We start from the raw sequence: 25,811 nt of genomic DNA on the forward strand, positions 1-25,811 counted from the left end.
ACGGTCTTGAGAATGCGGCGGCGGCTTACGCCGCCTTCCCGCTCATATACTCCGGCAACCAGCGCTCGAACGAGGCGCGCAGCGTGGCTATCGCAACCGGCGCTTCGCCCGCGATCGCGATCGCATCGCCGCCGGTGGTGCCGATCCGCACGCAGGGCACTTCACAGCCACGCATTTTCGCGAGCACGCGACCGGCCTCCGCTTCCGGCACGGTGACAATGTAGCGCGCCTGGTCCTCTCCGAACCAATAGGCCTGCGGGATCAGCGCGGTCGGCGCCGCCAGGAGGCGCGCACCAATGCCGCTCGCCATCGCCATCTCTGCCAGCGCGACCAGGAGGCCGCCATCGGAGAGGTCGTGCACGGCGGTCGCGGTGCCCGCATGGATCATGCCACGCACACAATCGCCATTGCGCTTCTCGGCAGCGAGATCGACCGGCGGTGGTGCGCCCTCCTCGCGACCGCAGATGTCGCGCAGGTACACCGATTGGCCGATCCAGCCATGTGTTTCGCCGATCAACAGGATCGCCTCGCCCTCAGCCTTGAAGGCGAGCGAGGCGGACTTGGTGAAGTCGTCGAGCAGGCCGACGCCGCCGATCGAGGGTGTCGGCAGGATCGCGCGGCCGTTGGTCTCGTTGTAGAGCGAGACGTTGCCGGACACGACCGGGAAGTCCAGCGCGCGGCAGGCTTCCGAGATGCCCTTCAGGCAGCCGACGAACTGGCCCATGATCTCGGGCCGCTCCGGATTGCCGAAATTGAGATTGTCGGTGATCGCGAGCGGCTTGCCGCCAACGGCGGTGATGTTGCGCCAGGCTTCCGCCACCGCCTGCTTGCCGCCCTCGAACGGATCGGCCTCGCAATAGCGCGGCGTGACGTCGACGGTCAGCGCGAGCCCCTTCGGCCCGTCCTGCACGCGCACCACGGCCGCATCGCCGCCGGGGCGCTGCAAGGTGTTGCCGAGAATGACGTGGTCGTACTGCTCCCAGACCCAGCGCTTGCTGCACAGGTCGGGTGTGCCGATCAGCTTCTCCAGCGCGGCGCCGGTGCCCATCGGCGCTGGCACGTCGCGGGCGTGCACGACCGGTAGCGCTGCGGACTCGACATGCGGCCGGTCGTAGACCGGCGCCTCGTCGCCGAGCTCCTTGATCGGCAGATCGGCCATGACATCGCCGCCGTGCTTGACCACGAAACGCTTGCTCGGCGTGGTGTAGCCGACCACGGCGAAATCGAGCCCCCACTTCTTGAAGATCGCCTCGGCTTCCTTCTCCTTCTCGGGCTTGAGCACCATGAGCATGCGCTCCTGGCTCTCCGAGAGCATCATCTCGTAGGCGCTCATGCCGGTCTCGCGGGTCGGCACCGCGTCGAGGTCGAGGTCGACGCCGAGGTCGCCCTTGGCGCCCATCTCGACCGCCGAGCAGGTCAATCCCGCCGCGCCCATGTCCTGGATCGCGATGACGCAGCCCTTTTCCATGATCTCGAGACAGGCCTCGAGCAAAAGCTTCTCGGCGAAGGGATCGCCGACCTGCACGGTGGGACGCTTCTCCTCGGACTTCTCATCGAACTCGGCCGAGGCCATCGATGCGCCGTGGATGCCGTCGCGCCCGGTCTTGGAGCCGAGATAGACGATCGGCATGTTCACGCCGGAGGCGGCCGCGTAGAAGATCTTGTCGGCATCGGCGAGGCCGACGGCCATCGCGTTGACGAGGATGTTGCCGTCATAGCGGGTGTGGAAGCGCACCTGACCGCCGACGGTCGGCACGCCGAACGAATTGCCGTAGCCGCCGACGCCAGCTACGACGCCGGAGACGAGATGTCGGGTCTTGGCATGTTCGGGCGCGCCAAAACTCAGCGCATTGAGGCAGGCGATCGGCCGCGCACCCATGGTGAAGACGTCGCGCAGGATGCCGCCGACGCCGGTGGTCGCGCCCTGGTAGGGCTCGATGTAGCTTGGGTGGTTGTGGCTCTCCATCTTGAAGACCACCGCCTGGCCGTCGCCGATGTCGATCACGCCGGCGTTCTCGCCGGGCCCCTGGATCACCCAGGGCGCCTTGGTCGGCAAGCCTCGTAGGTGGATGCGCGAGGATTTGTACGAGCAGTGCTCGTTCCACATCGCCGAGAAGATGCCGAGTTCGGTAAAGGTCGGCTCCCGCCCAATCAGCTTGAGGATGCGCTCATACTCGTCCGGCTTGAGCCCATGGGCGGCAATCAATTCGGGGGTGATCTTGGGTTCGTTCTTCGACATGGATTCGGGGCTTTCGGCGAGTTTGGCCGTTCTTAGGAACATCGGGGGGCCGGGAAAAGCCCTTTATGACGCAATTTCCCGCTGTCCCACGTTTTGCAGCCGGGGTCCGCAGGAACAGGAATTGCAACGCGCGCACGGATCGGATTTAAGGGCAAACGACCCGTAATTGAAGGCCCCATTTCCTTGCACGAGCTCACCAAAGCCCCCCTATCCCGCCGCCCCGACCTGCACATCGCGACCGAAGGGGAATTCACGGGCTGGAGGACCTGGATTCGCGACAGTTTTGAGAGCCACATCGGCCCGTTCTGGCACAAGGTCGAGGAGGACGGCGGCGTCCGCTGCGCCTTCCGGGTCGAGAAGAAGCACCTCAATGGCGCTGGGAACGTCCATGGCGGATGCTTCATGGCCTTTGCCGACTATTGCCTGTTTGCGATCGCCACACACGAGCTGGATGGGCCGGCCGTGACCACCAATTTCGCCTGCGACTTCCTCGACGCGGCCCGCGAGGGCGAGCTGATCGAATGCACCGGGGAAGTGTCCCGCGCCGGCGGCTCGCTGATCTTCCTGCGCGGCAAGCTGACATCGGGTGGACGGCCGCTGTTCACCTTCTCCGGCACGATCAAGCGGGTGAAGCGGAAGCCGCTACCTCGGCCAAACGCATAGCTCGACGGCTTCCCTTTCGGTGCGCCCTCGCCCAGACTTCGCGAGGCGCTGTCGCGCCGGGGAGCACGCAAAAGGTGCCGCAGAGCACATCAAGGACGGGTCGCGCTGCGCCAACGCCTTTACCGACCATTGCAGCAGGTGCCGCGCGCGGCTGGCGCGATTATGCGCTGCTGCTGGCGCTGGCCTGCTGCTGGAGCTCCACCTATCCGCTGGCCAAGCTCGCGCTCGATACGATCCCACCGATCACCTTCATTTCGGTGCGCTCGCTGGTCGCCGCCGCGTTCCTGTTCGCCATCCTGCGGATGCGCGGCGTCCGGATTCCCACGGACGCCAAGGCCTGGAAGCTGTTCGCGACCCAGCAATTGATCAACTCGACTTTCCCGTTCCTGATCATCACCTGGTCGCAGCAATATGTGCCGGCCTCGAACACGGTGGTGCTGGCCTCGACGACGCCGATCTTTGCCTTCCTGATCACCTCGCTGATCACGCGGCACGAGCCGGCAACCCTCCTGAAGCTCCTAGGCGCGATCCTTGGCCTCGTCGGCACCGTCGCTATCGTCGGGCTTGACGCGCTGCGTGGCTTCGGCAGCGAGATCGTGGCGGAGATCGCGATCCTGCTCGCCACCATCTCCTTCGCCTGCGCGACGATCTTCGGCCTGCGGCTGTCCGACTATGATCCCATGGTGGTGGCAGCCGGCTCGCTCCTGTTCGGCGGCCTCGTGCTGCTGCCGCCCTCGCTCGTCATCGACCAGCCGTGGACGCTGCATCCGACGCCGCAGGCGATCGCAGCCACCATCGTCATGGGGATCGTCTCCAGCGCCCTGGGACTGATGCTGTTCTATATGTGCCTCAGCCGGCTCGGCACGCTGACGACGAATGCGCAGGGCTATTTGCGCATTCCGATCGGCGTTGCGCTGTCGGTGGTGCTGCTCGGCGAAAGCGTGCCGTCCAACCTCGCGCTGGGACTGCTGCTGGTTATGGCAGGCGTGGCCGCCATGACGGTGCCGGCCGAGCGACTGAAGCTTCGATAGCGCAGAACGCTATTGCTTGGCGTCGTCCGCCAGCATTTTACGGTACTTCTCGACGTCACGCGTCACGAGCTGCTGGAGCACCTGCGGCGCGTGCTCGTCCGCGTCTGGCGCAACGGTCGACAGATCGGCAAAGCGCTTCTTCACCGCGTCGGTCTCCACCGCCGTGCGCGCGGCGGCATTCAGCTTGGCGATCACGGCCTGCGGCGTGCCCTTGGGCGCGAACAGGCCATTCCAGCCTTGTGCTTCGAATTCGGGCAGGCCCGCTTCGGCCGAGGTGGGCAGATCGGGCAGCGTGGCGAGGCGCACGGTGGAGCCAACCACGAGCCCGTTCACCAGCTTTTCGTTGATCGACTGCGAGACGGAGGCGGCGGCATCGCAGACGCCGTCGATCTGGCTGCCGACCGCGTCGGTGAGCGCGGGCGCCGCACCACGATAGCCGACTAGCGTCGCGTCGATCCCGGCCGCCGTCACGAAGCTCTTGCAGATCAGGTAGTTCGAAGAACCGACGCCGGCATGGCCGAGATTGATCTTGCCGGGATTGGCCTTGGCGTAGGCGATGAACTCCTTCACGTCCTTCGCCGGAAAATCCTTGCGCAGGGCGATGATACCGAACGTCTTCGCCACCATCGCGATCGGCACGAAGGAGTCCGGCGTGAACGGCAGCTTTGGATAGATCGTGTAGGTCGCGGCGTTCGTGCCGGCATTACCGATCGCAATCGTGTAGCCGTCTGGCTCGGCACGCGAGGCGCGCGCCAGTGCCGTCGAGCCGCCGGCACCGGCGACGTTCTCGATCACGATGGTCTGGCCGAGCGCGATGCCCATCTGCTCGGCGACCGTGCGCGCGATCACGTCCGACGTGCCGCCGGCCGCGAACGGCACGATCATCGTGATCGGACGCTTGGGAAAATCCTGCGCGAGCGCCGCGCTCGCAAGCAGAGCGACCACAATCGCGGCCGAGAGCCGCTTCAACACGAATGCAATCACGCGGCCTTTTCCAGGTGCTGGACGAGCCCTGCAAACAGGCCGCGCCCGTCGGTGCAGCCCATGATGTCTTCGACGTGGTTCTCCGGGTGGGGCATCATGCCGAGCACGTTGCCCTTGTCGTTGACGATGCCGGCGATGGAATGCGCCGCGCCGTTGATGTTGTGGGCCTCGTCGACCACGCCGTCGGCGGAGCAGTAGCGATAGAGCACCCGGCCCTCGCCTTCGAGGCGCTTGATGGTCTCTTCATCCGCTTCGTAATTGCCCTCGCCATGGGCGACCGGCACGCGGATCACCTGGCCGGCATTGTAGCCGCGCGTGAACGGCGTGTCGGAACGCTCGACGCGCAGATGCACGTCATGGCAGATGAATTTCAGCCGCTCATTGCGCATCAAGACACCCGGCAGCAGGCCGGACTCGCAGAGGATCTGGAAACCGTTGCAGACGCCGAGCACGAGGCCGCCCTTGTCCGCGTAGTCGCGCACCGCATCCATTACCGGCGCACGCGCCGCGATGGCGCCACAACGTAAATAGTCGCCATAGGAGAAACCGCCGGGCACGACGACGAGATCCGTTCCGGCCGGCAGCGAGGTCTCGGCGTGCCAGACCATCGCGGGCGCGTGTCCGGAGATCAGCTTCAGCGCCCGCGCCATGTCGCGCTCGCGGTTGATTCCGGGAAAGACGAGGACGGCGGCTTTCATGGTTTTAAGTTCCGGGCGAGGATTGGAATCGGGCTGGCGCGGGGGCCAATTCGCCAGGAGACATAACCATTTGACGCGGATTTTACCAGTGCTAGCCTCGCCGGAGAGCGTTGTGCACAGGCCATAGCCTGCCATTTGGCCGAACGATTTGCCGGGATGAAAGCCATGAATGTCCCGCCACGCCCGACATCTCCTGCCGAGCCGGTTTCCGCCGACGGCGTCGTCGCCGCCGGTGCCTATGTCGACGGGCGGCGCGTCGCCAATATCGCCATCAGCGAGGCCTCGAGCTGGCGGGCAAAGCCAGGTCATGTCGTCTGGATCGGACTGCACGAGCCCGACATGGCGCTGCTTACCGCCGTGCAGAAGCAGTTCGACCTGCATGAGCTCGCAATCGAGGACGCCAACCACGCCCATCAGCGGCCGAAGATCGAGCAGTATGGCGAGGCGCTGTTCATCGTGGCGCGAACGGCGCAACTGGCCGAGGGCCGGATCGCGTTCGGCGAGACCCACATTTTCATCGGCGACGGCTATCTCGTCACCGTCCGTCACGGCGCCTCGACCTCGTATACGACCGTGCGCGAACGCTGCGAGAGCTGCCCGCGGGCGCTCGCCCGCGGCGAGGATTACATCCTCTATGCGATCCTCGATTTCATCGTCGACAACTACTCGCCCGTGCTCGAGAGCATTCACGAGGAGGTCGAGGAGATCGAGGACTACGTGCTGTCGCACGCGATCACCAAGGAGCAGATCGAGCGGCTCTACATGCTGCGTCGCGACTTGTTGCGACTGCGCAACGCAATCGGGCCGCTGGTCGAGGTGTGCCGGCGGCTGGAGCATGATGAGCTTTCGATGGTGCGCCCGACCATGCAGCCGCTTTTCCGCGACGTCACAGACCACGTCCGCAACATCCAGGAGCGCATCGATTCCATGCGCGAGGTGCTGGCCTTCGCGTTCGAAGCGAGCCTGCTGGTCGGCCAGGCGCAGGAGACCGCGGTCTCGAAGAAGCTCGCCTCGTGGCTTGCAATCCTCGCCATCCCGACCGCGCTTGCGGGCATCTACGGCATGAACTTCAAGAACATGCCTGAGCTGCAATGGGAGTACGGCTATTACGTGCTGCTGAGCGTGATGGCGATCTCATGCGCCGCGCTCTATGTGCGCTTCCGCCGCGCCGGGTGGCTGTGACACCCGGCCGGCGCTCCGAGAGCTACACGATCTCGACGCGGTAATTCTCGATCACGGTGTTGGCGAGCAGCTTGTCGGCGGCCTCTTTCAGCACGGCTTCGGCCTTGGCCTTGTCGGCGCCGGCGAGCTCGATGTCGAACACCTTGCCCTGGCGCACGCTGGCGACGCCGTCGACGCCGAGCGACTTCAGCGCGCCTTCGATGGCCTTGCCTTGCGGATCGAGGATGCCCGTCTTCAAGGTAACGGTAACACGTGCCTTCACGTCGAAATTCCCTCTTTAGCTCTTCACCAGCACCGGGCCGGAGCCCGCCGGCCGCTCGTTCTCCATGAGGATGCCGAGGCGCTTTGCCACTTCAGTGTAGGCCTCGAGCAGCCCACCGAGATCCCTGCGGAAGCGGTCCTTGTCGAGCTTCTCGTTCGACTTGATGTCCCAGAGCCGGCACGAATCCGGCGAGATCTCGTCGGCGACGATGATCCGCATCATTTCGTTCTCGAACAGCCGCCCGCACTCCATCTTGAAGTCGACGAGGCGGATGCCGATGCCGAGGAAGAGGCCGGTGAGGAAGTCGTTGACGCGGATGGCGAGCGCCATGATGTCGTCGATCTCCTGCGGCGTCGCCCAGCCGAAGGCAGTGATGTGCTCTTCCGACACCATGGGGTCGTTGAGCTGATCGTTCTTGTAGTAGAACTCGATGATCGAGCGCGGGAGCTGCGTGCCCTCCTCGATGCCGAGCCGCTGCGACAGCGAGCCGGCGGCGACGTTGCGCACCACCACTTCCAGCGGCACGATTTCGACCTCGCGAATGAGCTGCTCGCGCATGTTGAGGCGGCGGATGAAATGGGTCGGCACCCCGATGTCGTTGAGGTGCTGAAACAGGTACTCCGAGATCCGGTTGTTGAGGACGCCCTTGCCCTCGATCACCTGATGTTTTTTTGCATTGAACGCGGTGGCGTCATCCTTGAAGTGCTGGATCAGGGTGCCCGGCTCCGGACCTTCGTAGAGGACCTTCGCCTTGCCTTCATAAATGCGACGCCGACGGCTCATGGGGATGTACCGTGTTTTGTTGAAATCCATGAATTTGGTGTGCTCCGGTTGACAAGGATTAGGACCCACAGCGGAGCTGCCGTGAACGGCCTGGAACCCATGGAAACAGAACAGGAACCAAGCCTTTAGGCAACCTATCCGATTGGCTGTCCCAGCACAATCGATCCGGCCCGTTTGGCGCCAACTTATACCGTCTTGCCTGCGGCTTAACGGCTCGTTGTTTTGCCGATTCGTGCTCTCTATCTAGGCAAGCGAAGGGCCGCCCGCAACGAGGGCCCGGAGGTCGATTCAGCAGGGAATTGGAAGAGGCATGAGCGAGTTCAACAAGCGCGAGGAAGGTTTCGAGAAGAAATTCGCCCTTGATGAGGAGCAGAAATTCAAGGCCGAGGCACGCCGCAACCGCCTGCTCGGCCTGTGGGCGGCGGAAAAGCTGGGCATTACCGGGGATGCGGCAACGGCCTACGCCAAGGAGGTGGTCGCTGCCGACTTCGAGGAAGCCGGCGACGGCGACGTGCTGCGCAAGGTCGTGACAGATTTCGCCGCCAAGAATGTCGCCATCACCGAACAGGCGATTCGCGCCAAGATGAACGAGCTCACCGCGGTGGCGGCCGCGGAGGTGAAGGCGGGGAAATAATCTGTTCAGGCCCGGCGCCGGCGTGCAATGACCTTGCGCGCTGGCGATCCCTTCTTGACGCCCCTTTTGGTCGCTACATCGAGCGCGCCATAATCGCGGCGAATCGTGTCCAACAGGCGTTGAGCGGCCGCGCTCAGGAAGCCGCCGCTACGTGTCACAAGAACGATATCCTGCTCCATGCCAAGATCGCCGACCGCGATCGTCGCGATCGAACCTGCACGCAGCTCCTCCGCCACATGGCTTCGCGCCAATAGCGCAAGGCCGAAGCCGGACTCCACAAGCCGCTTCTGCGCAGTGAGGCTGTCCACCGCGGTCCACTCCACCTCGCCCAGCCCTTGCGTGAGAAACAGCGCGAACACGTGAGCCGCCGCGATCTCGCGGCGCCCACGCGTCTCCGGGAACGCGATCCAGCGTTCGCCACGAAGCTCGGCAAGGCGCTTCACGCGCTTTCCCGCAAGCGGATGATCGGGCGCGCAGACGACCTGCAGCGCCTCGGTGAGCACCAGCTCGCACGCGAGGTCGCCAGCGCGATCGGTGTTGTAGCGCAGGCCGATCGTGGCCTCGCCGCGCCGGATGAGATCGCTCACTTCCGCGCTGGTCGCCGTCCGCAAGGCAAGCGTGACATCGGGATTTTCCTTGGCAAACCGCTTCATGATGGCCGACAGGCGGCCGTCGGCAAGCGTACCGGTCACGGCCAGCGCAACCGGCCCCGAATTCTGCCTTGTCAGCGCGCGTATCGCCTGTTCGGCATCCTGCGCCGCCGCGACCGCGCGCTCGGCATAGGGGATCAGCACGCGCCCGGCGTCGCTGAGCCTCGTGCGGCCCGCCACCCGCTCGAACAGCGGCACGCCGAGTTCCTGCTCCAACAGTGCAATACGTCGCGAAATCGCTGGCTGCGAACGATGCAGGAATTTCGCGGCATTCGAGATCCCGCCCTTGCGGTGAACGGCCAGGAAGGTGTTGAGGGCGTCGCTGTCCATCGCGGAGCTCATGCAAAAAACTGATGGTATTAAAAGAAATAACAAATTTGGCGGATGACGAGAATACCCCTAAGGGTGGCTCGAGCAGACGAGGTCAAGCGGAGACGAGCCATGACGAGCCAGTTGGAGAAAGCGAAGGCGTTTCGCGCCCTGCACGAGCGCCCCGGCGCCTTCATCATTCCCAACCCTTACGACGCCGGCACCGCGAAACTGCTCGCTGCGGCCGGCTTCGAGGCGCTCGCGACCACGAGCCTCGGTCTTGCCAACATGCAGGGAACTTCGACGGTCAGCCTCGACGCCATCCTAGACAATTGCCGCGCGATCGCGACAGCCACCGACCTGCCGGTCAGCGTCGACCTGGAAAACTGCGGCGCGCATGATCCCAAGCGCGCGGCGGAAGCGATCCGGCGCGCCGCCGAGGCCGGCGCGGTCGGCGGCTCGATCGAGGATTCCACCGGAGACGGCGAGCGGCCGATCTACGACTTCTCGCTCGCAGTCGAGCGCGTGCAGGCGGCCGTCGAGATGGCCCGCTCGCTGTCTATCCCGTTCACGCTGACGGCACGCGCGGAGAACCTTCTGCACGGACGCAACGATCTCGACGACACGATCCGGCGGCTCAGGGCGTTCGAGGCTGCCGGCGCCGACGTCCTCTACGCGCCGGGCGTCCATGACCTTGCCACGATCAAGACCGTCGTCGCTTCGGTGAACAAGCCCTTCAACCTCGTGATGGGCTTTGCCGATCCGACGCTGACGCTCGCGCAATTGTCCGAAGCCGGCGTCAAACGCATCAGCGTCGGCGGCGCCATGTCGCGATATGCGCTGGCGGCGTTCCTGCGGAGCGCACGCGAGATGAAGGAGAACGGCTCCTTCACCTTTGTTCGCGAGATGGCGCCGATCAAGGAGCTGCGCGAGGCCTTCGCTTCGGTCAGCCCTCTTTGAAGCCGTACTCCGGCACGTTGCCGCTCGCACCGTAGTATTTGTAGGGCAGGAATTTGCCGCTCATGGTGATCTTGACGCGGTCGCCCTTCGGGTTCGGCAGGCGCTCCATCACCATGTCAAAATCGATCGCCGACATGATGCCGTCGCCGAACTCCTCTTCGATCAGTGCTTTCCAGGCCGGGCCGTTGATCATCACGAGCTCGTAGAAGCGATAGATCAGCGGGTCGGTCGGCGGCATCGGCACGCCCTGTCCGCGCATCGGCGTCTCGTTCAGCATCGCGACTTCCGTCGTCGACAGGCCGAACAGCTCGCCGGCATTGGCCGCTTGCGGCTTCGTCAGTTTCATCTGGCCGAGAATGGCGCCGACGATCAGCACCTCCGAATAGCCGCCGATCTTCTCGCAGATGTACTTCCAGCTCCAGCCCTTCTCGCGCTTGATGTCGAGCAACTTTTCGGTGAGGTCGGAACGCTTCATGTCAGGGTCTCCCTTGGCTAGCCATTTGTCGCGCCAGTCCGTTCCCGTCCGGGAAGCAGAATAGAAGCAACGTCGTTTCGTGTCGCGTTCGATTGCACGAAACGTGCCAATGGATTGAGCAAAGGCTGCCCCACGAGTGAGTGCAAGCAGGAAGGGCGAAGGCGGCTCTAGGCGCTCGTTGCACTCACGAGAGCTTGCAGCCGCGCCAGCTCCGCTTCCAGATCGCGCTCCACCTCCGTGGCCCGCATCTCGATGACCCGGTAGTCCCGCGCCTCCAGCCACGCCCGCCTTGCGGCGCGGTCGGCGACGATGGTCTCGCCCTCGCCGACGTTCACCAGCTCGATCGCGATCCGGTGCGGAAACGAGACGAAGTCCGGAATGTGGCGACCGACCGGGGTCTGGCGCTTGAACTGGCCGGCGAAGCGGCGGTCGCGGGTGAGCGCCTGCCAGAGCAGGCGCTCGGCGTCGGTCGGGTTGCGGCGGAGCAGTCGCGCGAGCCCGCGCACCGTGCTGCCGCTGTCGGGCACCCCGCTTTGCCCATGTTCGGCCAGAAGCGCGCGCAGCCGCGTCGCCTGCTCGCCGTCGAGCACGCCGCCCTTGGCCGGGCCCTTGCGTCCTTCGGCGATCGCCATGACCACTCCGTGCAGGGTGTGCATGTCCTGCTTGGTCGGCTCCATCCGTGTGAAAATATTGCGCAGGTTGACCAGCATGGTGTCGCGCTTCTCGGGCGGACGTAAAAACTCGACCCGATCGAGCTCGCGCACGAGGTTATCGAAGAAGGCCTGCATCTGGTGTTGCGAGGCGCGCTCGGAGCGCTCCGGCATGCCGTGCGGCAGCGCGCCGGATGTCGCCTGCTTGAACCATTCATAGCCGACCAGCAGCACCGCCTGGGCGAGGTTCAGCGACGCAAAGCCGGGATTGACCGGGAAGGTGACGATGCGGTTGGCGAGGCCCACCTCCTCGTTGGTCAGCCCCCAGCGCTCGCGGCCGAACAGGATGCCAGCCCCGCCCCCTGCCGCGATGTGCCCCGAAATCTCGGCCGCGGCCGCCTCGGGCCCGACCACCGGCTTGGCCTGGTCATGGGCGCGGGCGGTGGCGGCGAACAGCAGGTCGAGATCGGCGACCGCCTCCTCGACCGTGTCGAACAGCTCGACCCGCTCCAGGATGTGGTCGGCGCCGGCGGCCGCGCGCTGCGCGGCGATGTTGGGCCAACCGTCGCGGGGGTTGACGATGCGTAAGCGGCTCAGGGCGAAATTGCCCATGGCGCGCGCCGCCATGCCGATGTTCTCACCGAGCTGCGGCTCGACCAGGATCACAATCGGACCGTCGAGGGCGAGGCCCGCCTTGCTCTTGTCAGTCCCCGACATCTCGCTTTGCTTTCACGCTATCTCTCAAGGCCTTGCGCAGGCGTTCCAAGGAATTGATTCAAGCCGCGCCCTTGGGCCGGCTCCGTCCGCCTGTCGTTTGCCTGTCCTGACAAAATTCTCAAGGGAAATAACGGGGTTAGAATCGACTTTTGAATCTCGCCTGAAACTTCATCCGCGGGGCGGCCGGCGACCGCCCGCGGCTCCCCGCCTGCGGAAGCTGGATGGGCTAAAAGTGCATAATCACTTGGCTTTCGCCCGCCGCTTCCCGGTGCTATGAGGCGCCGGACATTCCAGTTGGCGCCCGAGGCGCCGTTCCCAAGAGGCTTCCCCGATCATGGCAAAAATCAAGGTGACCAACCCCGTCGTCGAACTCGATGGCGACGAGATGACCCGGATCATCTGGCAGTACATCAAGGACAAGCTGATCAACCCGTTCCTCGATGTCGAACTGCTCTATTTCGACCTGGGGATGGAGTACCGCGACAAGACCAACGATCAGGTGACCATCGATGCGGCCGAGGCGATCAAGAAGGTCGGCGTCGGCGTCAAGTGCGCTACCATCACCCCGGACGAGGCCCGGGTGAAGGAGTTCAACCTCAAGCAGATGTGGAAGTCGCCGAACGGCACCATCCGCAACATCCTCGGCGGCTGCATCTTCCGCGAGCCGATCATCTGCAAGAACGTGCCGCGCCTCGTTCCCGGCTGGACCAAGCCGATCATCATCGGCCGCCACGCCTATGGCGACCAGTACCGCGCCACCGACATCAAGTTCCCGGGCAAGGGCACCCTCTCGCTGAAGTTCGTCGGCGATGACGGCACCGTGATCGAGAAGGAAGTGTTCAAGGCCCCCGGCGCCGGCGTCGCCATGGAGATGTACAATCTCGACGACTCCATCATCGACTTCGCGCGCGCGTCGTTCAACTACGGCCTGATGCGGAATTATCCGGTCTATCTCTCGACCAAGAACACCATCCTCAAGGTCTATGACGGCCGCTTCAAGGACATCTTCCAGGACATCTTCGACCGCGAGTTCAAGAAGGAATTCGACGCCAAGGGCCTGACCTACGAGCACCGCCTGATCGACGACATGGTCGCCTCGGCGCTGAAGTGGTCCGGCGGCTATGTCTGGGCCTGTAAGAACTACGATGGTGACGTGCAGTCCGACACCGTCGCGCAGGGCTACGGCTCGCTCGGCCTGATGACCTCGGTGCTGCTCACCCCCGACGGCAAGACGGTGGAAGCCGAAGCCGCCCACGGCACCGTGACGCGCCACTACCGCGAGCACCAGAAGGGCAAGGAGACCTCGACCAACTCGATCGCGTCGATCTTCGCCTGGACCCGTGGTCTCGCCCACCGCGCCAAGCTCGACAACAATCCGCAGCTCGCGAAGTTCGCGACCACCCTGGAGAAGGTCTGCGTCGACACCGTCGAAGACGGCTACATGACCAAGGACCTCGCGCTGCTCGTCGGCGCCGACCAGCGCTGGCTCTCGACCACCGGCTTCCTGGACAAGGTCGCCGAGAACCTGGGCAAGGCGCTGGCGGCGTAAGCTACCATCCGCCACCTCGTCATTGCGAGCGCAGCGAAGCAATCCAGAATCCCTCCATCGGACAAATCTGGATTGCTCCGTCGCAAAGACTCCCCGCAATGACGAGACCTTTGCTCGGCAAGCTCGACGGCGCATGCGAGAGGACCGGCGAGTTCGGGAGCGCGCCCTACTCGGCCCAGTACATCTTCCTGCGCAAGGGTTGATGTAGCCGCAGCATCATCGGTCGGAGCCCTCGCGCTCCGCCTGCGCCAGCTCGGCCATCGCGAGATCGCCCGTCTCCCCCAACCGCGCCTCGGCGGTCTTGCGGACGTGGGCGGCCAGTGTCGGCATGCGTTCGATCAGTGCATGAAAGTCCTGGGCGTCAAGCACGAGCAGACGGGTCTTGCGCGTCGCGGTCACCGTGCCGCTGCGCTTGGTTTTGTGCAGCAGCGCGATCTCGCCGAAGAAGGTGCCGTCGGCAAGGCGCACGTGCTGGCTCGGCAGCTCGATCTCGACCTCGCCGGCGGTGATGAAATACATCGACGTGGCGGCATCGCCCCGCCGGACCAGGATCTCGCCCTGCTCGATGGTGCGCGCCCGCAAGAGCCGCATGATGTCGGCGATCTCCGCTGCAGACAGATGCGAGAACAGCGGCACCCGCGCCAGCATGCCCCAGGTGACGACGAAGTCGCGCCGCTTCACCTCTTCGGCAAAGGCGGTGGAGATGATCGCGACCGGCAGCGCGATCATGGCAAAGCCGCTGATGATGGCGAACACGGAGACGAATTTGCCGAGCGGCGTCACCGGCACGACGTCGCCATAGCCGACGGTGCCGAGCGTCACGATCGCCCACCACATCGCCTGCGGGATGGTGCCGAGCTTGTCCGGCTGCACGTCGCGCTCGATGGCATAGAGCAGCGAAGCGAAGGTGAGCACCACACCGAACAGGATGACGATGCACCCGATCAGCGCCCGCCGTTCGGCGTGCACAGCGGCAAGCAGCGAGCGCATCGCCGGCGAATAGCGGATCAGCTTGAAGAACGGCAGCACGCCGAGCGCGGCCAGCGTCGCGTGCCGCCCCGTCGCCAGCACGATTGCGGCGGGGAGGAACGCCATGAGGTCGATGATGCCGAGTGCGGAGAAGACGTAGCCGAGCCGGTCCGCGAGCGCCGAGCCCGTGTGCGGCGTATGGCCCACCACGGTCCATAGCCGCGCGGCAAACTCCAGCGCGAACGCGATCACGCACAGGATGGCAATCGCCGAAAACAGCAGACCGAACTGCGCGTCCAGGTCCGGCACCGAGGCGAGCGTCATCGCGATCACGTCGAGCACGATGACGCCGATGATGAGCTGGATGAAGCGCGACCCGGCCGAATAGGCCAACGGATCATGTTCCAGCAATTCGTAGAGGCGATCCCTCAAATTGGGATCGCGAAGCCCACGTCCTCGCGGAACGAGGCGCACGGCGCCTACGCGCCGACCATGGCTTTTTCGATCGCCGAGAGCGCCGCCGCCGCATTGGCGCCGTCCGGACCGCCGGCCTGAGCCATGTCGGGCCGGCCGCCGCCGCCCTTGCCGCCGAGCGCTTCGGAGGCGATGCGAACCAGGTTGACGGCATTGAATCGCGAGGTGAGATCGGGCGTAACGCCGACCACCACGCCAGCCTTGCCGTCCTCGGTGACGCCGACGATCGCGACCACGCCGGAGCCGATCTGCTTCTTGCCGTCGTCGGCGAGGCTCTTGAGATCCTTCATCTCGATGCCCTCGACCGCGCGCGCCATCAGCTTGACGTCGCCGACCTCGCGCACGCCCGCTGCCGCGCCGTTGCCGGCGGACGCGCCGCCGCCCATCGCGAGCTTCTTGCGCGCGTCCGAGAGCTCGCGCTCGAGCTTCTTGCGCTCGTCCATCAGCGCGGTGATGCGCGCCGGGACGTCCTCGATCGAGGTGCGCAACTCGGCCGCCGCGGTCTTCGCCAGCGAGATGGTGTCGTTGGCGTGCTTGCGCGCGAAACGCCCCGTGAGCGCCTCGATGCGGCGGACGCCGGACGCAACCGCGCTCTCGCTTGTCAGCGTGATCAGGCCGATATCGCCGGTGCGCCTGACGTGGGTGCCGCCGCAAAGCTCGACCGACCAGCCGAGCGCGTTGGCGCCGTGCTCGCGCGCGGTCTTGCCCATCGAGACGACGCGAACCTCGTCGCCATATTTCTCACCGAACAGCGCGCGGGCGCCGGCCTCGCGGGCCTCGTCGACGCCCATGATGCGGGTCGTGACCTCGTCATTTTCCAGCACCACATCGTTGGCGATGTCCTCGACGCGAGCAAGCTCCTCCGCCGTGATCGGCTTCGGATGCACGAAGTCGAAGCGCAGGCGGTCGGGCGCGACCAGCGAGCCGCGCTGGGCGATGTGGTCGCCGAGCACCTGGCGCAGCGCCTCGTGGAGAAGATGCGTCGCCGAGTGGTTGGCGCGGATCGAGGAGCGTCGCACGTGATCGACGTCGAGCTGCAGCGCAGTGCCGATCTTCAAGGCACCCTGCTCCAGCGTGCCGGTATGAACGAAGAGATCGCCGACCTTCTTCTGGGTCTCGGTGACGCGGAATTTGATCCCGCCCTCGCCGACCATCACGCCGGTATCGCCGACCTGGCCGCCGGACTCCGCATAGAACGGCGTCTGATTGAGCACGATCGAGCCGGTCTCGCCGGCCTTGAGGCTGTCGGTTTCCTTGCCGTCCTTGACCAGCGCCGCGACAACGCCCTCGGCACTCTCGGTCTCGTATCCCAGGAATTCGGTCGCTCCGAGCCGTTCGCGCAGCGGGAACCAGATCGCTTCGCTGGCCGCCTCGCCAGAGCCCGCCCACGACGCGCGCGCCTTCTCGCGCTGACGCTCCATCGCGTCAGAGAAGGCAGCTTGATCGACGCCGATGCCGCGCGACTTCAGCGCGTCCTGCGTCAAATCGAGCGGGAAGCCATAGGTGTCGTAGAGGGTGAAGGCGACGTCGCCGTCGAACATGTCGCCCTTCTGCAAGGAGGCCGACTTCTCGTCGAGGATGGCAAGGCCGCGCACCAGCGTCTTGCGGAAGCGGGTCTCTTCCAGCCGGAGCGTTTCCTCGATCAGCTTCTCCGCGCGCACCAGCTCCGGATAGGCCTGGCCCATCTCGCGGACCAGCGCCCAGACCAGGCGATGCATCAGCGGCTCTTTCGCGCCCAGGAGCTGCGCATGTCGCATCGCGCGGCGCATGATCCGGCGCAGCACATAGCCGCGGCCCTCGTTCGAGGGCAGCACGCCATCAGAGACGAGGAAGGCCGAGGAGCGTAAGTGGTCGGCGATGACGCGGAACGAGGCGACGGTCTGCTCGTTCGGTCCGCTGCCAAGCGCGGACGCCGTCGCATCGATCAGGTTGCGGAAAAGATCGGTCTCGAAGACGCTCTCGACGCCCTGCAGGATGCAGGCCATGCGCTCGAGCCCCATGCCGGTGTCGATCGAGGGACGCGGCAGCGGTACGCGCTCCTCCTTCGTCACCTGCTCGAACTGCATGAAGACGAGATTCCAGAATTCGAGGAAGCGATCGCCGTCCTCTTCCGGGCTGCCCGGAGGGCCGCCCCAGATGTGCTCGCCGCGGTCGATGAAGATCTCCGAGCACGGACCGCACGGCCCCGTATCGCCCATCGCCCAGAAATTGTCCGAGGTCGGGATGCGGATGATGCGGTCATCGGAGAAGCCCGCGATCTTCTTCCAATAGCCGGCCGCCTCGTCGTCGGTGTGATAGACGGTGACAAGCAGCTTGTCCTTCTTCAGCCCGAAATCCTTCGTGATCAGATTCCAGGCGAGCTCGATCGCGCGCTCCTTGAAATAGTCGCCGAAGGAGAAGTTGCCGAGCATCTCGAAGAAGGTGAGATGGCGCGCGGTGTAGCCGACATTGTCGAGGTCATTGTGCTTGCCGCCGGCGCGCACGCATTTCTGCGAGGTGGTGGCGCGCTGATAGGGCCGCTTCTCCATGCCGGTGAAGACGTTCTTGAACTGCACCATGCCGGCATTGGTGAACATCAACGTCGGGTCGTTGCGCGGCACCAATGGCGAGGACGGCACGATCTCGTGGCCGTTCTTGGCAAAGAAGTTCAGAAAGGTCGATCTGATCTCGTTAACGCCGCTCATGTTCATCCAATCGGGTATGCTTGGACCCGCTTCACGCCATCCAAACCGGAAGATTTAGGCTGATATCTGCGGGCGAATGCGCTTTTAGACAAGGCCAGCTTCACTGTCCAGAAACTGTGCAGGCAGATCAGAGGGTTGCCGCAGGCGCGCAATCGACCGTTGATAGGCGTTCTGGACGCGTTGACAGCCTTGGCCGTGCCGTGTTCTGTACCTACCTGTATCGTACGGCCACGTCGGGAGAGACCGGCTTTTGGTAGCCGGCGCCGAAGGAGCAACCGCCCCGGAAACTCTCAGGCAAAAGGACCGCGTGGCTTTGACAGCATCTGGAAAGAGGCGCCGACGGGCTTGAAGCCCGGGTGGCACCCGCCGACGGGATAATACTCTCAGGCACAGCGACAGATGGGGCTTCGACTGGTTTCCATCGGGGAATCGTCCCCGGGAACCGCGAGGGCCCCTGTGATGCTAGCGCGCGAAGACCAAAACTCCCTCAGACGTACCCCCCTCTACGGGCTGCACGTGTCCCTCGGCGGCAAGATGGTGCCGTTTGCGGGCTATGAAATGCCGGTGCAGTACCCCGCAGGCGTCCTGAAGGAACACCTCCATACCCGAGCTTCCGCCGGCTTGTTCGACGTGTCTCACATGGGCCAAATCGCACTACGACCGAAATCCGGCAAGGTCGAGGATGCGGCAAAGGCGCTGGAAAAGCTGGTACCGCAGGACATCGTGGCGCTCGCCCCGGGCCGACAGCGCTACGCCCAATTCACCAATCCGGACGGCGGCATCCTAGACGATCTGATGGTCGCCAATTTCGGCGATCACCTGTTCCTGGTCGTCAACGCCGCCTGCAAGGCTGAGGACGAGGCGCATCTGCGCGCGCACCTCTCGGACGACTGCATCATCGATTCGCTTAGCCAGCGCGCGCTGATCGCCCTGCAGGGCCCGAAGGCGGAAGCTGCGCTGGCGAAACTTTGTGCAGAGGCGCCTTCCATGAAGTTCATGGATGCAGGGCCGCGCAAGGTCGATGGCCTCGACTGCTTCGTCTCGCGTTCAGGCTACACCGGCGAGGACGGGTTCGAGATCTCGGTTCCCGGCGGCGATGCCGAGCGGCTTGCCAAAACTCTGCTCGACAATTCCGATGTGCTGCCGATCGGGCTCGGCGCCCGCGATAGCCTGCGGCTCGAGGCCGGGCTCTGCCTCTACGGCCATGACATCGACGCCACGACCACGCCGGTCGAGGCCGCACTGGAATGGTCGGTGCAGAAGAGCCGCCGCACCGGCGGCGCCCGCGCCGGCGGTTTTCCCGGTGCTGCAAAGATCCTCGCCCATTTCGACCAGGGCGCGAACCGCCGCCGCGTCGGCCTGCGCACTGAGGGCCGCGCGCCGGTGCGCGAGGGCGCGCTGCTGTTTGCGGACGTGACATCGAACGAGCCGATCGGAAGGGTCACCTCGGGCGGCTTCGGCCCGAGCCTGAATGCGCCAGTGGCGATGGGCTACGTGCCCACCGCGCAGAGCGCGCTCGGCACGCAGCTTTTCGCCGAGGTGCGCGGCCAGCGCTTAGCCATGCAAGTCGCCGCCATGCCTTTCGTGAAGAACACCTACAAACGCTGAGGATCGAGAATGACCACGATGCTGTACACCTCTGACCATGAATGGCTGGCCATCGACGGCGATGTCGCCACCGTCGGCATCACCAACTATGCACAGGAGCAACTCGGCGACGTCGTGTTCGTCGAACTGCCTAAGATCGGCCGCACGCTCAAGAAGACTGAAGCCGCGGCAGTCGTAGAGTCCGTGAAGGCCGCCTCCGACGTCTACGCGCCGATATCGGGCGAGGTGATCGAGATCAACGAGGCCCTCGCCAGCGAGCCGGCGCTGGTCAACTCGGACGCGCAGGGTCAGGCCTGGTTCTTCAAGATCAAGATTGCCGACAAGAGCGAGCTCGGCGGCCTCATGGATGAAGCCGCCTACAAGGCGCACACGGCTTAAGCGATGGAGCAAGCGATGACCGCGCACCGCAAGTCCATCGGCGAGATCGCCGCCACCTTCGTCCGCCGCCATATCGGCCCGTCGGCGTACGATGTCGCCGCGATGCTGGACACCGTCGGCGCCAAAAGCGTCGACGCGCTGATGGCGGAGACGCTGCCCGCCTCGATCCGGCAGATTGCCCCGCTCGATCTCGGCAAGCCCTTGAGCGAGACCGAAGCGATCGCGCATATGGGCGAGCTCGCCGCGCAGAACCAGGTGTTCACCTCGCTGATCGGCCAGGGCTATTCCGGCACGGTCCTGCCCGCGGTCATCCAGCGCAACATCCTGGAGAACCCCGCCTGGTACACCGCCTACACGCCCTACCAGCCCGAGATCAGCCAGGGCCGTCTGGAGGCGCTGTTCAACTTCCAGACCATGATCTGCGACCTCACCGGGCTTGACGTCGCCAATGCCTCGCTGCTCGACGAGGCGACCGCGGCGGCGGAAGCCATGGCGCTCGCCGAGCGGCACTCGCAGGTGAAGGCGAAGGCCTTCTTCGTCGACAAGGACGTGCATCCGCAGACGCTTGCAGTGATGCGCACCCGCGCAGAACCCTTGGGCTGGACCCTGATCGTCGGCGATCCCCTCGCTGATCTCGACAAGGCAGACGTGCTTGGTGCGCTGCTGCAGTATCCGGGCAGTTCGGGCGCGGTGCGCGACCTGCGGCCCGCGATTGCGACACTGCGCGCCAAGGGCGCACTCGCGATCGTTGCCGCCGATCTGCTGGCACTGACGCTGCTCGCCTCACCCGGCGAACTCGGCGCCGACATCGCGATCGGCTCGGCGCAGCGCTTCGGCGTGCCGATGGGCTATGGCGGACCGCATGCGGCCTACATGGCGGTGCGCGATGCGCTGAAGCGCTCGCTGCCCGGCCGCATCGTCGGGCTTTCCGTGGACTCGCGCGGCGCGCCGGCCTACCGCCTCGCGTTGCAGACCCGCGAGCAGCACATCCGCCGCGAGAAGGCGACCTCCAACATCTGCACCGCGCAGGTGCTGCTCGCCGTGATCGCGTCGATGTATGCGGTCTATCACGGCCCCGAAGGCTTGACGCAGATCGCGCGTACCGCGCATCGCCGCACCGCGGTGCTGGCGACCGGCCTGCGCAAGCTCGGCTTCGCGCCACAGTCCGAATCCTTCTTCGACACGGTGACGGTGGATGCCGGCCCGCAGCGCGACGCGATCGTCGCCCGCGCCGTCGCCGAAAAGATCAATCTCGGCCTCGGTGGCGCGGCCTTGCGCATCGCGCTGGACGAGACCACCACGCCCGCCACCGTCGAAGCTGTCTGGCGCGCCTTCGGCGGCACCTTGTCCTATGCCGAGATCGACGCAGCGACGCGCGAAGCGCTGCCGGACGCCTTGAGGCGAACGACCGGCTTCCTCACCCATCCGGTGTTCCACGCGCATCGCTCGGAGACCGAGATGCTGCGCTACATGCGCAAGCTCAGCGATCGCGACCTCGCGCTCGACCGCGCGATGATCCCGCTCGGCTCCTGCACGATGAAGCTGAACGCGACCACCGAGATGATGCCGCTGACTTGGCCGGAGTTCGGCTCCCTGCATCCCTTCGCGCCGCGCGAGCAGGCACAGGGCTATCACGCGCTGTTTGCGCGGCTGGAAAAGTGGCTGTGCGACATCACCGGCTATGACGCGATCTCGCTGCAGCCGAATTCGGGGGCACAGGGCGAATATGCCGGCCTGCTCGCGATCCGCGGCTATCACACCTCGCGCGGAGAGAGCCACCGCAAGGTCTGCCTGATTCCCTCCTCCGCTCACGGCACCAACCCGGCCTCCGCGGCGATGGTCGGCATGGAGGTGGTGGTGGTCGCCTGCGAGAAGAACGGCGACGTCGACGTCAACGATCTCCGCGCCAAAGCGGAGAAACATTCGAACGATCTCGCCGCTGTCATGATCACCTATCCCTCGACGCACGGCGTGTTCGAGGAGCACATCCGCGAGATCTGCGACATCGTCCACGGCCATGGCGGCCAGGTCTATCTCGACGGCGCCAACCTCAATGCGCAGGTCGGCCTGTCGCGGCCGGGCGACTACGGCGCCGATGTCAGCCATCTCAACCTGCACAAGACCTTCTGCATCCCGCATGGCGGCGGCGGCCCGGGCATGGGCCCGATCGGCGTCAAGGCGCATCTCGCGCCGTTCCTGCCCGGCCATCCTGCGACGAACGCCGACGCGCCGACCGGTCCGGTCTCGGCCGCGCCGTTCGGCTCGGCCTCGATCCTGACCATCTCCTACATCTACATCCTGATGATGGGTGGTGAAGGCTTGAAGCGTGCGACCGAGATCGCGATCCTCAACGCAAACTACGTCGCGGCACGGCTCGCGCCGCACTTCCCGGTGCTCTACAAGAATGCCAGGGGTCGGGTCGCGCATGAGTGTATCGTCGACCCGCGGCCGCTGAAGAATACGTCCGGCGTCACCGTCGACGACATCGCAAAACGGCTGATCGACTACGGCTTCCACGCCCCGACCATGAGCTTCCCGGTGCCGGGCACGCTGATGATCGAGCCGACCGAGTCGGAATCGAAAGCGGAGCTGGATCGCTTCTGCGATGCGATGATCGCGATCCGCAAGGAGATCGCCGAGGTCGAGGCCGGCCGCTTCAAGATCGAGGCATCGCCGCTGCGCCTTGCGCCGCACACGGTGCACGACATCGCCGACGACAATTGGACGCGCGCCTACACCCGCGCTGAGGGCTGCTTCCCCGCCGGCACCTCGCGCACCGACAAATACTGGTGCCCGGTGGGCCGCGTCGACAACGTCTATGGTGATCGTAACCTCGTGTGCTCCTGCCCGCCGGTGAGCGACTACGCGCAGGCGGCGGAGTAAGCCGTCACGGTGCCACCAGCGAGCCGCTTTGTGCATCCCAGCGCCAGAGCCGTTCGTTGGTCAGAAGGGTGCCGCCCCACCAGCGCTTGATCGGATTGTGGCGGCGGAAATCTTCCCGACCCGCAAGGACCGCTTTGCCGAATTCCGTCAGCGCCAGCCGGCTCCGGCGATAGGCGGCGTAACGATGTCTCGCGTGGTCGGGGGTAAGTGTAGCCAGTTCCTCATCCAGACCGGCGACCGCCGGCATCGGACCGAACGCGAGCTCTTCGAGCAACGCCTCCGATTCCCATTGATCGAATACATGTACGTCGGCGGGTCCCCGCAGTTCAAACAGCCGCCTCGTGCGGGTACACCCGCTCGCAATCAGCTTGAGAAATCGCATTTCCGTAGCGCCAAGTCCCGTCGTCGACGACGGCAGTTCTGCAAGCAGTTCGCTCAAGGTCGGGCTTAGCAGCGGCAGGGCGCTCAGCTTCCTCCCCGATAAATAGAAGCAGGCCTCAGGCGTGGGTGCTCGGTAGGCCTCCCAGGCCATGCTTGCGGTCTCAAGCTCGTCTTCCGTGACGTCGACATCTCGCACAGCACGGGTGCAAAGCCCTTGACTGTCCGATCCGGCCAGATCGATATCAGGCAGGCACAACCGCAAACGCGAGGCGGTGGCGGGATCAGAACGCAGGTATTCGAGGATCCAAATCAGTTGCAATTGATCATTCGGATTCCGATCGAACCACAACTCGACAACGTCGAAGTTCTCACAGAAGTGAACCAACGCCCGATTCTTGCGCAGGCGGCTGACCCGCGAAGACCCACGGATGAACTGCGACCAGTGGGTTTCGAGATAGGGCGAGCGTGAGGCGAGATGGCCGGCCAAGTGATCCTGTGAGGGCAATGGTCCCCAGACAAACCGGAAGATGAGGGAAACAACCACATCCGCGCGGTTCGCAGGGATAAGGCAAAGGCCGGACGAACTGGTTAGGATTACACGCTTCATTTGCCCCAGCACCCCACACAAAACGAAACGGGCGCCGAAGACGTCGGCAACTCAACGTCCTCAGCGCCCGCTCCTCGCGAAAATTCTACTTCGGTGACGCTTACTCCTCGGTCGGCTCTTCGCCGTCGGCATCACGCTCCGGGGCGCCGGCCAAGATCTGCTCGGCGATCAGGCCGGAGTTCTGACGGATCGAGGTCTCGATCTTGGCGGTGATGTCGGGATTGGCCTTCAGGAACGCTTTCGAGTTCTCGCGACCCTGGCCGAGGCGCTGGCTGTCATAGGAGAACCAGGCGCCGGACTTTTCGACGATGCCAGCTTTGACGCCGAGATCGAGGATTTCGCCCATCTTGGAGACGCCCTCGCCGTACATGATGTCGAATTCGACCTGCTTGAACGGCGGCGCCAGCTTGTTCTTCACCACCTTCACGCGCGTGGTGTTGCCGACGACCTCGTCACGCTCCTTGATCGCACCGATGCGGCGGATGTCGAGACGGACGGAGGCGTAGAACTTCAGCGCATTGCCCCCTGTCGTGGTCTCCGGCGAACCGTACATCACGCCGATCTTCATGCGGATCTGGTTGATGAAGATCACCATGGTGTTGGACTTGTTGATGGAGGCCGTCAGCTTGCGCAGCGCCTGGCTCATCAGACGGGCCTGGAGACCCGGCAGCGCATCCCCCATCTCGCCTTCGAGCTCGGCCTTCGGCACCAGCGCCGCAACCGAATCGACCACCAGCACGTCCACCGCGCCCGAACGCACCAACGTGTCGCAGATCTCCAGCGCCTGCTCGCCGGTGTCGGGCTGGGAGATCAGGAGCTCGTCGATATTGACGCCAAGCTTTCGGGCATAGACCGGGTCGAGCGCATGCTCGGCGTCGATGAAGGCGCAGATGCCGCCCTTCTTTTGCGCCTCCGCGACCGTATGAAGCGCCAGGGTCGTCTTGCCCGAGGATTCCGGCCCGTAAATCTCAACGATGCGCCCCTTGGGCAGGCCGCCGATACCGAGCGCGATATCGAGCCCGAGCGAGCCGGAGGACACCGCCTCGATGTCCATCGAACGGTCGCTCTTGCCGAGCTTCATCACCGAACCCTTGCCGAATTGGCGCTCGATCTGGGACAGCGCGGCGGCCAGGGCTTTACTCTTGTCCATGGAAGATCCTTCGACGATACGCAGGGCAGTAGCGGACATTGGGTCGTGCTCCTTATGGCGGGGATTCGCGAGATGGACAAACGGTTGGCGAAGCGGGCCGGCGATAAGAGCAATGTACCCCATTTGTTCTAGGTTCGCAATATGTTCTTTTGCGGGTAGTACCTCGAATGCCTTAATGCGAATGAGCTAGGCTCGGCAAGGCCGGTGCCTACGGACGACCTACCCCGTGTGAAGCCCGCTTCGATTGGCGGGTCTCCTCGCCATCGCGAAAATTATGGAAAACAACCCCATGCAAAGTAGGGGTGAACACCCCTCCAATTGCCACAGACCACGACGTGACCGCTCCTGACGGGTAAAATTCCTCGAACCCGGCGCACCTTAGCTAGTTTCGCTCTTTCACTCATCCTTCGCGCCACTGGTAGTCTTTCAATCAGGCGAGCCACGCGCCGCCCGCCCCCAAGTCGCGCCTGTCGCCTACATCAGCGCCAACAGGATGATGCCGACGACCAGCACCACAAAGCCAGCCGCCGTCGCGGCGGCGAAAGACCGCTCTACGTTATCCATGATGCCACCCCAATATCGGCACGCCACGTTTCCCCCATGGCCTTGCCGAACGATTCAGAATGTCACCGACTTGTGTGTCCCTAGTTCTGCGATCGGGTGTCCAAATTGGGACCGGCGCGAGGCAGTATACGGCCGCTCTGGCGCGGCTATGGTTGCGAGCCGTAAGGCGCCTGTAAGCCGACTCTTCTAGCGTGATCCTGCCCGGTGGACCAACATCGAGCCTCCATACCCAGTCGACCCCGCGCTACCCTGAGCGGGGTTTTCTGTTTGGTGTCCACTAGCGACGATGCGGCGGCCGCCGATCCTGATTCTGACCGTCGGCATGTC

General features: G+C 64.7%; 21 protein-coding genes and 1 riboswitch. Of the genes, 9 read left to right on the forward strand and 12 right to left on the reverse strand.

Annotation, left to right across the window (positions count from 1 at the left end):
* Window positions 1-25 precede the first annotated feature (25 nt).
* Window positions 26-2,239 carry a phosphoribosylformylglycinamidine synthase subunit PurL gene (gene purL, locus MTR72_RS32195; protein ID WP_280969991.1) on the reverse strand — a complete coding sequence of 738 codons (2,214 nt, stop codon included), beginning with the start codon at window positions 2,237-2,239 and terminating at the stop codon, window positions 26-28.
* 183 nt (window positions 2,240-2,422) lie between these two features.
* Here purL and MTR72_RS32200 point away from each other — a divergent pair, with 183 nt between their 5' ends.
* On the forward strand, window positions 2,423-2,902 hold the full coding sequence (locus MTR72_RS32200) for a PaaI family thioesterase (protein ID WP_280969990.1): 480 nt from the start codon (window positions 2,423-2,425) through the stop codon (window positions 2,900-2,902).
* A gap of 74 nt (window positions 2,903-2,976) precedes the next feature.
* Entirely contained in the window at window positions 2,977-3,933 is a 957-nt protein-coding gene (locus tag MTR72_RS32205; protein ID WP_341511798.1) for a DMT family transporter, read from the forward strand.
* Between the two features lie 9 nt (window positions 3,934-3,942).
* On the opposite strand, the gene MTR72_RS32210 is transcribed toward MTR72_RS32205, so the two are convergent.
* The gene (locus MTR72_RS32210) at window positions 3,943-4,917 is read right to left on the reverse strand and encodes a tripartite tricarboxylate transporter substrate binding protein BugD (RefSeq protein WP_341511799.1); all 975 of its coding nucleotides are present in this window, start codon (window positions 4,915-4,917) and stop codon (window positions 3,943-3,945) included.
* Window positions 4,914-5,615: a phosphoribosylformylglycinamidine synthase subunit PurQ gene (gene purQ / locus MTR72_RS32215; protein WP_341511800.1), complete on the reverse strand. Its 702-nt coding sequence runs from the start codon at window positions 5,613-5,615 to the stop codon at window positions 4,914-4,916. The genes MTR72_RS32210 and purQ overlap by 4 nt, the downstream gene beginning before the upstream one ends.
* 165 nt (window positions 5,616-5,780) lie before the next feature.
* Here purQ and corA point away from each other — a divergent pair, with 165 nt between their 5' ends.
* On the forward strand, window positions 5,781-6,797 hold the full coding sequence (gene corA / locus MTR72_RS32220) for a magnesium/cobalt transporter CorA (protein ID WP_341511801.1): 1,017 nt from the start codon (window positions 5,781-5,783) through the stop codon (window positions 6,795-6,797).
* Between the two features lie 22 nt (window positions 6,798-6,819).
* Here corA and purS read toward each other — a convergent pair whose 3' ends face one another.
* Both purS and purC read right to left on the reverse strand, forming a co-directional pair.
* Complete coding sequence (gene purS, locus MTR72_RS32225; protein ID WP_027552583.1) at window positions 6,820-7,059, reverse strand: phosphoribosylformylglycinamidine synthase subunit PurS; 240 nt, start codon at window positions 7,057-7,059, stop codon at window positions 6,820-6,822.
* A gap of 15 nt (window positions 7,060-7,074) precedes the next feature.
* Window positions 7,075-7,842 (reverse strand): phosphoribosylaminoimidazolesuccinocarboxamide synthase, encoded by a 768-nt coding sequence (gene purC, locus MTR72_RS32230; RefSeq protein ID WP_008974302.1) that lies wholly within the window; start codon window positions 7,840-7,842, stop codon window positions 7,075-7,077.
* Between the two features lie 310 nt (window positions 7,843-8,152).
* Between purC and MTR72_RS32235 the strand changes: the two genes are divergently transcribed.
* Window positions 8,153-8,476 (forward strand): DUF1476 domain-containing protein, encoded by a 324-nt coding sequence (locus MTR72_RS32235; RefSeq protein ID WP_341511802.1) that lies wholly within the window; start codon window positions 8,153-8,155, stop codon window positions 8,474-8,476.
* A gap of 5 nt (window positions 8,477-8,481) precedes the next feature.
* Here the strand turns inward: MTR72_RS32235 and MTR72_RS32240 are convergent, their stop codons facing one another.
* Window positions 8,482-9,456, reverse strand: coding sequence for a LysR family transcriptional regulator (locus MTR72_RS32240; RefSeq protein ID WP_341511803.1), 975 nt, complete (start codon window positions 9,454-9,456; stop codon window positions 8,482-8,484).
* 111 nt (window positions 9,457-9,567) lie between these two features.
* On the opposite strand from MTR72_RS32240, the gene MTR72_RS32245 reads away from it, so the two are divergent.
* Window positions 9,568-10,395 carry an isocitrate lyase/PEP mutase family protein gene (locus tag MTR72_RS32245; RefSeq protein WP_341511804.1) on the forward strand — a complete coding sequence of 276 codons (828 nt, stop codon included), beginning with the start codon at window positions 9,568-9,570 and terminating at the stop codon, window positions 10,393-10,395.
* On the opposite strand, the gene cynS is transcribed toward MTR72_RS32245, so the two are convergent.
* Window positions 10,382-10,870 carry a cyanase gene (gene cynS / locus MTR72_RS32250; protein ID WP_341511805.1) on the reverse strand — a complete coding sequence of 163 codons (489 nt, stop codon included), beginning with the start codon at window positions 10,868-10,870 and terminating at the stop codon, window positions 10,382-10,384. The genes MTR72_RS32245 and cynS overlap by 14 nt on opposite strands.
* A gap of 167 nt (window positions 10,871-11,037) precedes the next feature.
* Window positions 11,038-12,237, reverse strand: a complete 1,200-nt coding sequence (locus MTR72_RS32255; protein ID WP_341511806.1) for a TrmJ/YjtD family RNA methyltransferase — start codon at window positions 12,235-12,237, stop codon at window positions 11,038-11,040.
* A gap of 334 nt (window positions 12,238-12,571) precedes the next feature.
* On the opposite strand from MTR72_RS32255, the gene MTR72_RS32260 reads away from it, so the two are divergent.
* Window positions 12,572-13,786, forward strand: a complete 1,215-nt coding sequence (locus MTR72_RS32260; RefSeq protein ID WP_341511807.1) for an NADP-dependent isocitrate dehydrogenase — start codon at window positions 12,572-12,574, stop codon at window positions 13,784-13,786.
* Window positions 13,787-14,002: 216 nt separating this feature from the next.
* Here MTR72_RS32260 and MTR72_RS32265 read toward each other — a convergent pair whose 3' ends face one another.
* Window positions 14,003-15,229, reverse strand: coding sequence for a cyclic nucleotide-gated ion channel (locus tag MTR72_RS32265; protein ID WP_341511808.1), 1,227 nt, complete (start codon window positions 15,227-15,229; stop codon window positions 14,003-14,005).
* Between the two features lie 5 nt (window positions 15,230-15,234).
* Entirely contained in the window at window positions 15,235-17,913 is a 2,679-nt protein-coding gene (gene alaS / locus MTR72_RS32270) for an alanine--tRNA ligase (RefSeq protein ID WP_341511809.1), read from the reverse strand.
* Window positions 17,914-18,137: 224 nt separating this feature from the next.
* Window positions 18,138-18,228, forward strand: a riboswitch (glycine riboswitch).
* 144 nt (window positions 18,229-18,372) lie between these two features.
* Between alaS and gcvT the strand changes: the two genes are divergently transcribed.
* The 3 genes from gcvT to gcvP are packed head-to-tail and all read left to right on the forward strand — an operon-like array spanning window position 18,373 to window position 22,782.
* Window positions 18,373-19,521: a glycine cleavage system aminomethyltransferase GcvT gene (gcvT, locus tag MTR72_RS32275; protein ID WP_341511810.1), complete on the forward strand. Its 1,149-nt coding sequence runs from the start codon at window positions 18,373-18,375 to the stop codon at window positions 19,519-19,521.
* 9 nt (window positions 19,522-19,530) lie between these two features.
* Window positions 19,531-19,899 (forward strand): glycine cleavage system protein GcvH, encoded by a 369-nt coding sequence (gcvH, locus tag MTR72_RS32280; protein WP_341511811.1) that lies wholly within the window; start codon window positions 19,531-19,533, stop codon window positions 19,897-19,899.
* 15 nt (window positions 19,900-19,914) lie between these two features.
* On the forward strand, window positions 19,915-22,782 hold the full coding sequence (gene gcvP / locus MTR72_RS32285) for an aminomethyl-transferring glycine dehydrogenase (protein WP_341511812.1): 2,868 nt from the start codon (window positions 19,915-19,917) through the stop codon (window positions 22,780-22,782).
* 4 nt (window positions 22,783-22,786) lie between these two features.
* Here gcvP and MTR72_RS32290 read toward each other — a convergent pair whose 3' ends face one another.
* The gene (locus MTR72_RS32290) at window positions 22,787-23,770 is read right to left on the reverse strand and encodes a DUF1835 domain-containing protein (protein WP_341511813.1); all 984 of its coding nucleotides are present in this window, start codon (window positions 23,768-23,770) and stop codon (window positions 22,787-22,789) included.
* 100 nt (window positions 23,771-23,870) lie between these two features.
* Window positions 23,871-24,959 carry a recombinase RecA gene (gene recA, locus MTR72_RS32295; RefSeq protein WP_280969972.1) on the reverse strand — a complete coding sequence of 363 codons (1,089 nt, stop codon included), beginning with the start codon at window positions 24,957-24,959 and terminating at the stop codon, window positions 23,871-23,873.
* Window positions 24,960-25,811 lie beyond the last annotated feature (852 nt).

This window comes from Bradyrhizobium sp. ISRA442 (genome assembly GCF_038085055.1).
GTDB lineage: Bacteria > Pseudomonadota > Alphaproteobacteria > Rhizobiales > Xanthobacteraceae > Bradyrhizobium.